Origin of the sequence: Haliscomenobacter sp., assembly GCF_033763495.1 — a bacterium.
In the GTDB taxonomy this organism is placed as follows: Bacteria; Bacteroidota; Bacteroidia; order Chitinophagales; family Saprospiraceae; genus Haliscomenobacter.
Map to the genome: position 1 here is coordinate 114,795 of NZ_JANRKL010000233.1, position 14,116 is coordinate 128,910.

A 14,116-nucleotide genomic window follows, 5' to 3' on the forward strand; every position below is an offset into this window, starting at 1 on the left:
ATTAAAGAGCATGTTTAAGCCAGGAGTTGATCCACCAGCTTACGAACCCCAGTGGTAGCTTTTTCAGCAATAATTTTCACCTCGGGATAATGCCGAGTATCTAAACTGGGTTTTGGATCCACGTAATATATTGGTGCTCGGCTTGGTGCATAATCCACCAAACCAGCCGCCGGATACACTTGCATGGAAGTGCCAATTATGATCAAATGGTCACAATCACCAACCAGCCGTGCACCTTCCGTAATTTTGGGCACCATCTCACCAAACCAGACGATATGTGGCCGCAGTTGTGTCCCTTTTTCACAAAGGTCTCCCTGATTGAGATCGTCCTCCCAATGGTAAATCAGGTGCTCATACTCTGAACTGCGTACTTTGCGCAGTTCTCCATGCAAGTGAACGATGGAACTACTGCCCGCTCTTTCGTGCAGGTCGTCCACATTTTGGGTCACAATGTGCACCTCGTATTTTTTTTCCAACTCAACCAATGCGTAGTGAGCCAGATTGGGCTCTACCGTTTTGAGCTGCTGGCGGCGTTGGTTGTAAAAATTAAGCACCAGGCTGGGATTTTTCCGCCAACCTTCAATGGAAGCCACTTCCATGATGTCGTGCTGCTCCCAAAGTCCGTTGGCGTCGCGAAAAGTACTGATGCCACTTTCGGCACTCATTCCTGCGCCAGAGAGTACCACAATTTTTTCCTTTCTCATGGATAGTTCAGTGAAATTTATGCCAAAATAAGAAAACATTTTCATCTCTTCCTTCCTTATAGTGGTAAATGAAACGCCCATGAAGACCAATTTAAACCTAGCCCTTTCCCTATCTGGCGGTGCGGCAAGAGGTGCTTATCAAATCGGAGTTTGGCAAGCCTTGTACGAAAATGGTTTTCAAAACAATATTAAGGTGGCTACTGGTTCCTCGGTAGGTGCCATCAACGCTGCACTGATCGCTCAGGGCGATTTAACAAAAGCCCTGGATCTTTGGACCAATAGCCAGCCAGAAGAGGCCTTTGATCAATTGCGCGAAAAACCAGAAGAAGGCTACTTTGGTTTGCTTAAAGATGGCTTCCTCAATCGGGGGATTCGCATCAATGGCCTTAAAAAAATACTTCGGGAATCACTCAATGAACAGGCGATCCGGAACTCCAACATTGATTTTGGTTTGGTGGTGTACAACCTGACCCAACGCAGAGGTGAATCCTTTTTCCAGGAAGATATTCCCAAAGAATTGCTGGTAGAATACATCATCGGCAGTGCCAGTTTCCCGGCTTTTCAATCCCATCAAATAGGTAAAAACAAGTACATCGACGGTGGGCTTTACAAAATCATGCCGGTAGACCTGACTTTTCAGAAGCCCAATATTGACCTCTTAATTGGCATTGATGTGGCAGAAGCTTCCAAGTTTTTGCCTTTGCTGTGGGGAATGAAACGCAAATACGGGGAGAGACTCCTGTATTTGCGTCCATCCCAAACCTTGCCCAATCCGGTCAATTTTTCCGCAAAGGCGAGGTCAGTGCAATTGGAAATTGGGTATCAGGACGGGCTAAATTTACTAAAAAAGTTACCTGTTTAAGCCTGGAGTTTTTTATTCCAAAAATAATAAAATGGCAAACCGGTGGCAATCAAAGCCAATCCCAATAATGCTTCACGAGGCTGGTTGATCAAGGTGTTGCCAATTAAAACCACACAGAAAAAGATGAAGATTATCGGAACAAATGGATATCCCCATACCCGATAAGGCCGATGAGCATCAGGCATTTTACGGCGCAAAATAAATACACCCATTGTCGTTGCCCCATAAAATAGGAAGGAAGCAAAAATGAGCATGTCTGTCAACTGATCAAAACTACCGGAAAACACCAACCCACAAGTCCAGATACACTGATAAACCAGGGCTTTGCTGGGCGTTTGATACGTTGGATGGATTTCATCGGCACCTTTAAAAAAGACACCCTCTCCGGCCATGGCAAAATAAGTGCGGGCGGCCAATAAAATAGTGGTATGTGTAGAGGCCAGAGTGGTCACCAAAATCAAAATTGAAATAAAGTACCCTCCACCTGCGCCCCAAAAGATTTTGATGGCCTCAACTGCTGCTATGCTATTGGTTGATTTTTTTATTTCAATGAGTTGGTCAACGGGAAGCAATACCAAATAGGTAATATTGGCCAATAAATACACCGAAATTACCGTCATAACCCCCCAAAACAAAATAATGGGTAAATTGCGGTTGGGGTTTTGAATTTCTCCACCAATGTACCCAATCGTATTCCAGCCTTCGTAGGCCCAAAATGCAGCCAGCATAGCCGTAAACATGGCTGAAACCAAGCCTCCCCAACCGGGGCTAACATACCCTGTCGCATTTTGCCCCAAACGGCTCCAGTCTGCCTGACCACTGCTCAAACCAAATACAACAATGGTCATGATGCCTAATAGCACCAATATTATCAACCATTTGCTAATTTGCCCGCCAAGTTTTACGCCTCTAATGTTAACGAATGTAAGCAGAACGATTACAACAACCGTGAAGAGTTTTACACTTAGATTGTCAAAAGGATAAAACCAACCTCCGATATTGATGTCCGCCCATTGTGGCAATAACTCAGGAATGGGAAAAAGTGAATTGAAGGATTGGGTGAAAACATAAGCAATCGAAGCAATGGCGGCAGTTTTAATTACAGCAAAATTCGCCCAACCGAATAAAAATGCAAAAAACTTGCCGTATATTGTGCGATAATAGCGGTATTCGCCGCCTGTTCCAGCCAACAGACTTGCTACTTCTGCGTTGCTAATCGCTCCAGCAAGACTGATCAAACCACCAAGCAACCAACAAATCATAACCAACCAAGGCGACTGAAGCGTTTCGGACATTGGGGCTACTTTTTTGTACACCCCCGAGCCGATCATCGAACTTATGATCAAGGCTATTGCTGTTGGCAAGGTAATGGCTGCGGCCAGTTGTTTGTTGTTCTTAGTGTTTGACATACTCGTTACTTGTGAAATATCCTTTACAATTTGTACCAAAAATACTATCCCCAGGCAAAGACGCAAGTTTTATTTTTCCCCGTATCTTAAAACAATAGACATGTTAAAAAATGTGAACCAAATCAAAAGGAGTGCAATGTTCCTCCTGAGTTTCTGTACCTGCATAGTCTTTAGCCATGCAAGTCCTGTGAATTTCACAAATACTGTACTTTCGAGAACCACAACTACCGATCCTGCACACTACGATTTCACGTATGACGATGTTGATTTTATGTTACAACTGATTGAAAAACACCGCAATCTTAAAGTTTCCAATGCTTCTTTGGACTATGGTGTGATGTTTTTTCCCGAAACCGATCCAAACACCAAGCAATTGCGTTTGGTGGCCAAAGCCTGTGTGATTTTCCCATATGAGGCTGTGCCGCTGAATATGCCAGGAAATTATTTTCCGGGAAAGTTAGGTGGCGAGACATTCTTCGATGATGATTTTTTAAAAACATTCAAAAAAGACCCTGCATTGGCAAATGGGACCCCTCAGGCTTATACATTTACCGTTTTGTATGAAAACCAGGTACAAGTATTACTTTCAAAAAGTGGGACTATCGGCATTAAAGCTTACCAAGTGAAAGTGGATTATGGCGTTCAAGTGGCCAAGTCTACTACTTCAGTTTTCTACAACCTAAATATCATTAACGATGTTCCTGGAATAGGTTTTGGAATAGGAGCAACCTTTATGCTCTCGTTGCCCTGCCCACCATTTTGGCGCATCTAAACAGGCATTTCATCGAAAACATCCTTTAGATAGGCGAAAATCAAGGCATTTTTTGCCTGGTTTTCGCCTTCTTTGTTACCTTGCCCTTAGATTAGAAATACCTATAGGATACTCGTGATTAAGACGCCAATTTTTTCTTCCTTTTATTGGTTGTGCTCAATTTTGTTACTGGGCATCAGCAGCTCTGTATTTTCTCAAAATGATCTCATTTTTAATGAATTAAACTCAAAAAACGGGCTTGAGGATGCTAAAATAGCTTTCGTTTATAAAGACTCCAGAGGGTTTAGCTGGATTGGAGCACTAGGCAGTCTATACCGTTTTGATGGATCAGAAGTGTTGCCATATGGCCAGGCCAAAGGAGTCGACGAACCCTATCTCCAAAGTTCAATGTTTGAGGATAAACGTGGAAACCTTTGGTTTTGTGCATACAACAAACTTTTCTGTTACGAGCGATTGCGGGATACTTGCCTATCTTTTGGAGGTTTTTTCGAAAAAAATGGTGTCGAAACTTTAGTTGACTATGGATTAATCCACCTAGATCAACGTGATCAACTTTGGGTAACTGCAGGTGGCGGTATTTTCTGTCTAAAAATTGGCCAAACTTTAGCCCAACAAAGACTCTCATTCCAATCCTATTCCATTGGCAAAGAAAAAATTCAAGGCAAAAGCTTTTATCCACTGCTTGACCAAAACGGGGAATTAATTGGCTTCTTTGAATATCTTTTCTTTGGCCCAGGGATGAAAGTATGGACAAAGCAGGCAAAGCATAGTTTTTCAAGCAAGGCTTTTTTCTCCAATGAAGAGGCCTATTCACCTCCACTTGAAATCAACGAAATATTGCCTGTATTTGAAAAAAAAGGTCAATACATTCTAACTTCGGAAAAAGTTATCGGCGTTTTTAATAGCTCAAACGGGGAATTCACCCCCCTCCTTACACCTCCCATGGGGCTTAGTTTTTTCTTTACAGTTTACACACAGCCACATATTTTGTTACTGAGTACCAACGAAGGGTTACATTATTTTAACATCCAAACGAAACACTTGTCGAAAGTCAAAGATTGGCCTACCAACCAGATTACAAATGACATTTCCAGAAATAATTTCAAGAGGATTTATCTGGACCGGGATAATATCCTTTGGGCTAGTGCCTTTGACGAACGATTGTGCTTTACCGACCCCAATTTATTTAAAACTAGCTTTACTAAATTTGATTTTAATGCTGATTGTTGGTTGGAGGTAGCTCCGGATGTATGGTTATTTGGTACTTCCAAGGGTCTTCAATTGGTAAAAAAAGGTAAAGCGATAAAGTCTTTTTTAAATCTTCAAATCACTAGATTGTATAAAGATTTGGAAAAAAGAATCTGGGTTCTAACCGAAAAAGGGTTTTATATTTTTGATCCGAAAAATGAAACAATAAGCCGATTTGGAAATGATCAAGGTTATGTGTTTAGTTTTTTCCAAAGCACAGATAGCACCTTTTGGGTTGGAAACAATACAGCTACAAAAAAAATGGATTATGCAAATAAAAAAATAATTGATGTTAATGTTTATACGGGTCAACTTTTAGGAAGCACCAGTATTTGGGAAGACACTCAGTATCGTCGAATTTATCTTCATGAAAATGTCAACAATCTCCACATTTTGCAATACCGGGAGGGAGATTGGAAAAAAGATACGGTTTTTGTCATTAAAGGTTATTTAGGGGGGCATCTAATTCCAAAAGGTACTGACAAAATTTGGGTTGCCACGATGAATGGAATAAAATTGATTCATCGCACAAAAGCAACCATCGAAGACCTGCCTCTTCCGTCGACATGGCCCAATACCAATTTTAAGGGTATGGTTCAAGACCAACAGGGCACGATATGGGTAAGCACAAATACCCATATCTTGTGTTTTGACGCTGATGGCCGTCCTGTAAGGATATATACACCAAAGGAAGGTTTCCTGGCCGGTCCATTTTCAAATGAAGGCATCCAGATTTTGGCGGATCAAAGCATTGGCATTATTGGCCAAAATGGACTCAACCGCTTCTTCCCAACTAAGAGGAAAACAAAAAAACAACTCCCCAAAATCCAGTTAACCAAATTAACAATTCAAGGTACCCTTTACCAAAAATTATTTCCTCATGACACTAGTATTTCTGAGAAAAGGCAAATCCGGTTGAAATACCGGCAAAACTCTATAACATTGCGCTTAGTAGGCATTGAATTGGGACAACCGGATCAGGTTAAGCTTCAATATTATTTAAAGGGCTGGGAGAAAAAAACGGAGGCCAGCAACCGCAATCAGTTTGCAGAGCCTCGTTACAACAAGCTTGCCCCTGGCACCTACACACTGATGGTTCGTGCAGCCAATGCCAATGGCGAATGGACCTCCTGGAAGCAGAAATTGCGCATTGAGATTGTGCCACCGATTAGGATGCGTTGGTGGTTTATTTTACTTGAAATTATTGCCGGAATCGCACTAGTTGCTGGAATTGCCCAGTTATACTACCGCGCCCAACTCCGTGAGGCCCGCATTCGCAATGAAGAACAAGAACGAATCCTTCGCGATATCCACGACCTTACCAGTGGAAAAGTTGTATTCTTCCAGGATTTTCAATCTTTTGCCGAGCAGGAAATCCAAGGGACCGAAGCCAAAGCCAAAGCCCTGGGCATAGCCCAACAGGCCCTTCAATTGTTCAAACGAATTTCGGCAGCGGTTCGCAACAATACCGAATCGGATAGTACCCTGCTGGAATTTTTGCAGCAACTCATTGCTGAAAGCAAAAAGAATGCTGGAGAGGCACTCCATTTTTCCGCCAAAATCGATACCAGTATACCTTACGCGTGGGTGGCCGGTGAGTACAAAAAACAATTGCGCCTGGTCGTTCAGGAAGCGATTGGGAATACGCTGAAACACGCGCAAGCAACTAGTCTGTTATTGAACATAAAAGTAAAAGAAGGAAAATTAAAAATAGTCTTGCAGGATAACGGTATAGGTATCCCTGAGCCCTTGATTGCTCAGATAAAACCTACGGAAAAAGTTCAGGATTCCGGCAATGGGTTAGGAAATATGCTGGCCAGAGTACAGCAGATTGGAGGTGAAATAAAATGGATCAATCATCAAGGCACGATGGTTTTGATTTCAATTTTCCTAAATAAAATTCGTCCAAGGCGTAAAATATTTCTCAACTTTATGCGATTTTTGCTATTTTAAAGTTTGGGAACTCGGAAAGTTGAATTCATGGAAAAAATACACGTTGCCATCGTCGAAGATCTTGATGATTTTCGAGTGAGATACAGTCGTTTGATCAATACTACCCAATCTTTTGTTTGTTTGCCTGAACATCAATTCTCCAATTGTGAAGATTCCACCTTCACGCTGTTAAATGACCAAAGCATTAAAGTGGTCATTCAGGACATCGGTATGCCGAAAGGCCACATCAATGGCATTGCCAGCATGCAGCAAATCAAACACAAACGGCCAGAACTGCTTTTTATGATTGCAACTGTTTATATCGATGACCTCTATTTGTTTGAAGCATTGTGCGCTGGTGCAGATAGTTACCTGCTGAAAACGGATCCTGATGCTGTCTTTATGCAACATTTAAACAATTTAGCCCTGGAAAATGGGAGACCTTTTAGTGGTGCACTGATGCGGCGCATACTAGACGTTTTTCGCAGCCAGGAGTCCGATTCTGGTAAAGTCAAACTAAGTCCATTCCAATCCAAAATCCTGGAAACCATGCTGGAAGGAGAAGTTAACGACACTCCTTATTCTTACGATGAACTTGCAGAAATCATGAGGCGGGATGTCAAAGACATCACCCGGGAAATCCGGACAATTTACAAAACCTTACATGTCAACAACCGAAAAGAAATGATCCGGAAATATCAAACCTTGAAAGTTCGTTTTTTTGGTTTCAATTAATTTGGATTTTCAGGCGCTGAATCGGGTTTTCTTGATTAAAGGGGTAAGCATCAAAATAAATTCTGGATTCTGGACTTCCTCCATGATTGTATTGAGCGATCAACTGTTGCAAATCCTGGTTCAACATTTCTAAATCAATATAATCGGCTTTTTTTCTTTTTAGTGCTGGAATAATAAATTCTTTCAGGTACTGATGCCATTTTTGGCTAAAACCATTGGTTTTTACTCCTCCCACCGTGGTACGCTGATAAACAACTCCATTAAGGTTGCGCAGAAATGAACTAAAAGGGTGAACTCCAAAGCTAAAAAACTCGGGATCATCACTTGTTTCTACTTGTCTGATGCTGATTCCCCCTTGTTCATAAAAGGGGAAAATATCTTTCTTCAAAAACTCGGCGCAAAGGTATTTATCTGGTGAGTAAGCCACCATAGCCTGAATGTACCCCGAAAATGCATCAAGTCCAAAATATAGATAAACCTTACCTAACCAGGGTAGTTGGCCTAAAAAACAAGAGAATATTGTAATTAAATCACCGGGTGCCTGGATTTTTCTATGCATTTCCAGCAAGACGGGATTGTATTTCTCCAAAAATTCATTTTGCTCTGCATTGAGGATGTATTTTTTGTTTTGGAGGATTATTTTCTCCAAAGCCTTATAACGCTCAGAGGCAGATCCCAAGTTATGGGCATTCAGAATTTTTTGGACGCTTACTGATGATACCCGGATTCCTTCCTCCAACAGTTTAAAGCTGACTCCACGGCAACCAAATGGAAAAACCAATGCCAGTTCTAATATTCGCTCAACTGCTTTCTCGCCCATTTTTAAGGGCTTATATGGTTTGGGTTTGGCTGGTTCAGGGTCTTTGAGTAGTTTGTAGTATTGACTCCTGCTTATGCCCAAGGCCTTACATGCTTCTCGTACATTTTCGCTCGCTTGGATGAGGTCCAGAAATTCCCTGCCTTTCTTAAACTTGGTCATAAAAAATTAGTGTCTACAAATTTAGTTAATTCTATTTACAATTTCAAAAAGCGCCAATTAAAAAAAAGCCTTCATATTTGCATCATGGATTCGTGACGGGCATATTTTCCTTTAGCTTTCCTACAAACGCCTATTCCCAAAACCAACGCTTATCTACATGAATCACTATCACGGAAAAGCAATTGAACACTGTAGTGCTACTCGCACTTTTTTTCGTGAAGTTCCCTCTTTTTTTTTTTAAACTCCTCCTCCCTCATCTTTTAGCACGCTAATTATAAGTTTTGAGGGAGGGGTTTTTTTATTATTTGTTTATTTTATTACAAAAATCCATATAATCCCTTGGAATTCAATTTATAGAACACTGAAATACTTGAGGCCCTGAGTGAACTATTCTTTTTTCCAGATTAACTTTTTACACTAAGCACTTTTTCCTAAACCACTCAGGAAATGTTGAAAGTCCCCCTCAAATTGGGTATAATTGGCGTCAGATCTGCATCGTTTTGATCTGACGCCTAAATGCTCTCTCTTGGTGAAGTCCAATTTTTATTCTCCTCTAAAATCACTCTTGGCGATATAAACCAGCAAAAAGCCAATCACCACCATTGACAAGCGCGCAATAAAACCAAAAAAGTGCCCTGGTGCGTCTAACCAGGTCAAAAAGGAAAAACGTAGGCCAACAAAACTAAGCGCCAGGGCGCCTATGCCTAAAGTTACGAGTATAAAGCCAACCAAGCTGAGCCATTCGGCGTTCTTTTTCATAATGCAAAGTATTTTCTTCCGTTATACCACCCTAACACTTCTGTTGGATTGTGGTTGCGCAAAATTAAGGGCTTTGCTGGTATTTCACAGAAATCACTACTTTTACACAATACAGGTGGTGAATTTAGGTCTAACATTGTTCCATGAGTCATTCAAACCAGTCTATAAAAATTATTGAATGCCCCCGCGATGCGATGCAGGGTTTAAAAGATTTTATCCCAACAGAGCAGAAGGTTAATTACATCAATCTCCTGCTAAAAGCTGGGTTTGACACCCTGGATTTTGGAAGTTTTGTCTCACCAAAGGCAATTCCCCAAATGCGGGACACTGCCGAAGTACTCAGCAAATTGGAGCTAAGTGGCAACCCAACCAAACTGCTTGCCATTGTTGCCAATAGCCGGGGAGCAGAAGACGCGGCCGCCTTTGAAGAAATTGATTATTTAGGTTACCCCTTCTCCATTTCTGAGACCTTTCAGTTGCGCAATACCAACGCCACCATCCAAGAATCGCTGGAGCGGGTAAAACAAATTCAGGAAATTTGTACCAGTACGGGTAAAGAATTGGTGCTCTATGTCTCAATGGGCTTTGGGAATCCGTATGGAGATCCCTGGAATGCGGAAATTGTCAAAACATGGGTGGATCAGTTACAAACGCTTGACATCAGAATCTTCCAACTTTCTGATACCATTGGGGTAGCTACACCACAAAGTATTCATTACATTTTTTCAGCCCTGATTTCATCTTACCCGAATCTGGAGTTTGGTGCTCATTTTCATACGGTTCCACAACTTTGGCACGAAAAAATTGAAGCAGCTTATCAAAGTGGTTGCCGCCGCTTTGACGGAGCCATCAAAGGTTACGGGGGGTGCCCTATGGCCAAAGACGATCTCACTGGAAACATGCCAACTGAAAACATGATCGCCTATTTTCACGAAGTGAATGAACCTACTGGCATCAATTTGGAAATTTTGTTGCGTGCACTGGCCAAGGCCCAGGAAGTTTTTCCAGCGCATTAGTACCCGTTTATAAACACTTTTTTATGCGTTTTTTACGTTATTGCCGCAAATTTTTTCTTCAACCAGTTCCACGAAGCATGCTGATGAGACCTACTTTAGTCCGTTTATCCTTTTTGTTGTTTGGTTTTTCCGGCCTTTTTGCCCAAAACGAACCCATGCAAGTAATCCGTTGCCTGGCTATAGAACCCGATCAAAGTATTCGAAACATCTACGTTGATGAATCCAACCAAAAATGGGTCGGCAACGGAAGTGAGGTTTACCAGGTAAAAGCCCTTGATTTGGCTGATAAATTAAATATAAAACCCGGAGAGCAATCTCTGCTCGCCGTAGCTGGCGGAAATGCTGATGTTCGGTGGAATATTGATCAATTGCAAAGTTTACTCAAAATCAAACTTAACTCTGACAATTATATTAGTACTGGCTTCTACGATGCTCAAAAAGACTTACTGCTTTTGGGAACAAGTGGAAGTGGTTTTTTTGAGCTTAAAACCAAGCCTGGCCTGCAACTGGTCAATTCCTTCACTACCGCCAATTCAAAATTGCGTTCCAATCGCATCAACATTATTTATGCAGATAGTTACAACAAAATCTGGATTGGAACGGATCAAGGTCTGCTCCAGGGTAGCCCCGGAAAATGGGAAATGGTAAATAAATATTTTAATGTCAGCGGCCTCCAAACTTATCTACCTTTCACCTATGTACTTTCTGATGGCCAACTTTGGCGCTGGGATGGCAAAGGAGAATGGGAAGATTATGGATTTGACGAACGGATGATTGAAGGCAACATTGAAGCTTTTGCGCTAGATGTACAAGGTCGTTTTTGGGTCGCCTCCGAAATCCTGGCCCGTTACGACCCCGAAAGTGATAAATTCCAAACTTATGGTCCGGCTGATTATTATACCAGTCAGTTTCCTTCGGTCATTACCCTCGATAAAGAAGGTGCCATCTGGGTAGGTACCGATGACAAAGGTGTTTATTTGGTGGAAAAAGCCAGTGCCATGACCCTGAACCTGATTACTGGCATCGTTGCAGGATGTGACCCAAAAGGCATGACTATCAAAGCCAAAATTACTGGCGGTAAGGCACCCTTTACCTACCAATGGAGCAATGGCCAAAATGCTGAAACAGCCAAAGATCTGGGTCCTGGAGAATATGCCGTGACCGTTACTGACGCAACTGGTATTCGTAAAAATAGCCGGGCAGTATTGCCTGATCCACGAATTACCTTGAAAGTGAGTCAACAAAGTGAAGAATCCGGCGCCAATGCCAAGGATGGAGTGGCCGCGGCTATTGCTACAGGGGGAAGCCCTTCATACACCTACTTATGGGACAATGGTGAAACCAGTAATATTGCTAAAAAACTGACCGAAGGTGAACACACTGTGATCGTTAAGGATAAATTAGGCTGCTCCGCGGAAGGAAAGATAAATATTACTCAAAAAACGGCCGCTTTAAGGATAACAATGGCCGAAAAGCAAAAACTCAATTGCAATGGGGATAAAAACTCGGCCATTGGGCTCACTGTTTCGGGAGGCAAAGCCCCATTTCAATACATCTGGAACAACCCAGCCATAAATGGCGAGGCACCTGTCGGACTTGGGGCAGGAGAATACCAGGTAACTGTAACGGACGCAAGCGGGCAAAAGGCCAGCAGTACCCTTAAAATAGATCAGCCCGCTGCTTTGAGCCTCAATTTACGTGTCCAAACTCCGGTTAGCACCAACAATGCTGATGGCAAGGCGCAAGCTCTAGTAAGTGGTGGTACTGCGCCCTATTCTTACTCCTGGGACAATGGTGAAAATACCACCCTGGCCAGCAAATTAGCACCTGGCTTACACAACGTGACCATCACCGATAGCAAAGGTTGCCGCACTCAGGGCAGTATTGAAGTTTCTGAAAACGTGTTAGCGCTCAATGCGAATTTGCGGGAAACCAAAAAACTGGATTGTGCCGGTGCCAAAGACGCAGCTTTACAGGTAGAGGTGAATGGTGGTAAAGCACCTTACACCTACGCCTGGAGCATTGCAGGTAATAGCGGCACTCAAGTCAGTGGCCTGGCTGCCGGCGATTACAGCGTGACCATTAGTGATGCCAGCGGAAAAAATGTGACCGCCACTGCAAAGGTTGAACAACCCGCCCCTTTACAGGTTCAAGTCAACGTAAGTGCCCCAGCCAGCACGAACAATGCGGATGGTAAAGCTACCGCACAGGTTAGTGGCGGCACCTCCAGTTACAGTTACCTTTGGGACAATGGCGAAACCCTGCCTAGTGCCACCAGATTGGCTCCAGGTAAACATTCCGTGACCATCACGGACGCCAAAGGTTGTAAAGCTGAAGGCAGTACCGAAATTGCTGAAAACATCCTTGCCCTGGAAGTAAAGCTGGTTGTACAAACCGCCATCAATTGTAATGGGGCCAAAGAGGGTGCGCTCCAGGCGAATGTCAACGGAGGAAAAGGCCCTTATACCTACACCTGGAATAGCAAAGGTTTGATTGGTAACCAGGTCAAAGGATTGGTTGCTGGTGATTATTCCGTAAGCGTGAGCGATGCCAGTGGCAAAACAGCCAATGCTTCTTTCAAATTAGAACAACCCAATCCGATTCAGGTAAAAATAAATGTGCTATCTCCTGCCAGTACCAACAATGCTGACGGCAAAGCTACAGCACAAGCCAGTGGTGGTTCGGGAACATTTAGCTTTCAATGGGACAATGGTGAAACCTTACCCAGTGCCACTAAATTATCTCCCGGTGCCCATACCCTTAGTGTTACTGATGCCAAAGGTTGCACCTCAACTGCAATTGTTGACATAACGGAAAACATTTTGCCCCTGGTCATCGAACTTGAAGAGAAGTCCTCTATTTCTTGTTTTGGTGCCAAATCAGGTGCAATTCTCGCGAAGGTCCAAGGGGGTAAAGCACCTTATCGTTTTCAGTGGAGTGACCCCAAAACCAAGGATGAAGCAGCAATTGGTCTGCCTGCTGGAAATTACAGCCTAACCGTAACCGATGCCACTGGCGCTCAAAAAACAGCCCAGTTGAGCCTCAACCAGCCCGAAGCCATGAGCCTTACCTTGAGTAAAAAATATGGTGTCACCGCTGAAACCGCTAAAGATGGTTTGGCAACTGTGCAGGTAAAAGGTGGTACCGGCCCACTCAAATATGCCTGGAGCACAGGAGAAACCTTGCCTACCGCCCAGCAGCTTGGTTTGGGAAAAAATACGGTTACTGTAACCGACGCCAAAGGTTGTATTGCTACACTTGGGGTAGACATCAATAAAAAGAACATTCCAGAACTGACCGCTGGCCGTATCCGCAATGGCCAGGCCATTCGGGTTGAACAACTCCAGTTTGACATTGACAGCATCAACATCAAAGCATCCTTTATTCCAATCTTGGATGAAGTGTTTGAGTTCTTAACAGACAACCCAGGTATTACCGTGGAGGTTGGTGGCCATACCAATGGTTTGTGCCAGGATGAGTTCTGTGTCCGTTTGTCAACTGCTCGTGCCAAATCGGTTGCCGAATACTTAATCAACAAAGGCATAGAGGCCAAACGTGTCCTTTTTAAAGGTTATGGCCGTACCATGCCCATTGCCACCAACTCAACTCCCGAAGGCCGACAAAAAAACCAGCGGGTTGAAATCAAAATTGTCCGCATGAATGGATAAAATAGGGTGTGGGTGTGAAAGTGTGGGTGTGA

General features: G+C 43.1%; 10 protein-coding genes. 6 read left to right on the top strand and 4 right to left on the bottom strand.

The window, feature by feature from the left end:
• Window positions 1-14: 14 nt before the first annotated feature.
• Window positions 15-704 (bottom strand): NAD-dependent deacylase, encoded by a 690-nt coding sequence (locus SFV55_RS27980; protein WP_320032896.1) that lies wholly within the window; start codon window positions 702-704, stop codon window positions 15-17.
• Between the two features lie 79 nt (window positions 705-783).
• Here SFV55_RS27980 and SFV55_RS27985 point away from each other — a divergent pair, with 79 nt between their 5' ends.
• Window positions 784-1,566 (top strand): patatin-like phospholipase family protein, encoded by a 783-nt coding sequence (locus tag SFV55_RS27985; RefSeq protein WP_320032897.1) that lies wholly within the window; start codon window positions 784-786, stop codon window positions 1,564-1,566.
• Here SFV55_RS27985 and SFV55_RS27990 read toward each other — a convergent pair.
• Entirely contained in the window at window positions 1,563-2,975 is a 1,413-nt protein-coding gene (locus SFV55_RS27990) for an APC family permease (protein WP_320032898.1), read from the bottom strand. The genes SFV55_RS27985 and SFV55_RS27990 overlap by 4 nt on opposite strands.
• Window positions 2,976-3,111: 136 nt before the next feature.
• On the opposite strand from SFV55_RS27990, the gene SFV55_RS27995 reads away from it, so the two are divergent.
• The 3 genes from SFV55_RS27995 to SFV55_RS28005 all read left to right on the top strand — a co-directional run bounded on the left by SFV55_RS27995 (window position 3,112) and on the right by SFV55_RS28005 (window position 7,662).
• A complete protein-coding gene (locus SFV55_RS27995) occupies window positions 3,112-3,747 on the top strand; it encodes a hypothetical protein (protein WP_320032899.1) in 636 nt (211 codons plus the stop codon).
• A 162-nt stretch (window positions 3,748-3,909) separates the two neighbouring features.
• Window positions 3,910-6,948 (top strand): ATP-binding protein, encoded by a 3,039-nt coding sequence (locus tag SFV55_RS28000; protein WP_320032900.1) that lies wholly within the window; start codon window positions 3,910-3,912, stop codon window positions 6,946-6,948.
• A 27-nt stretch (window positions 6,949-6,975) separates the two neighbouring features.
• Window positions 6,976-7,662: a response regulator gene (locus SFV55_RS28005; RefSeq protein WP_320032901.1), complete on the top strand. Its 687-nt coding sequence runs from the start codon at window positions 6,976-6,978 to the stop codon at window positions 7,660-7,662.
• On the opposite strand, the gene SFV55_RS28010 is transcribed toward SFV55_RS28005, so the two are convergent.
• The gene (locus SFV55_RS28010) at window positions 7,655-8,251 is read right to left on the bottom strand and encodes a hypothetical protein (RefSeq protein ID WP_320032902.1); all 597 of its coding nucleotides are present in this window, start codon (window positions 8,249-8,251) and stop codon (window positions 7,655-7,657) included. The two genes, SFV55_RS28005 and SFV55_RS28010, sit on opposite strands and share 8 nt — an antisense overlap.
• 933 nt (window positions 8,252-9,184) lie before the next feature.
• Window positions 9,185-9,400: a hypothetical protein gene (locus SFV55_RS28015; protein WP_320032903.1), complete on the bottom strand. Its 216-nt coding sequence runs from the start codon at window positions 9,398-9,400 to the stop codon at window positions 9,185-9,187.
• Between the two features lie 143 nt (window positions 9,401-9,543).
• Between SFV55_RS28015 and SFV55_RS28020 the strand changes: the two genes are divergently transcribed.
• Window positions 9,544-10,416 carry a hydroxymethylglutaryl-CoA lyase gene (locus SFV55_RS28020; RefSeq protein ID WP_320032904.1) on the top strand — a complete coding sequence of 291 codons (873 nt, stop codon included), beginning with the start codon at window positions 9,544-9,546 and terminating at the stop codon, window positions 10,414-10,416.
• A gap of 83 nt (window positions 10,417-10,499) precedes the next feature.
• On the top strand, window positions 10,500-14,084 hold the full coding sequence (locus tag SFV55_RS28025; protein ID WP_320032905.1) for an OmpA family protein: 3,585 nt from the start codon (window positions 10,500-10,502) through the stop codon (window positions 14,082-14,084).
• Window positions 14,085-14,116 lie beyond the last annotated feature (32 nt).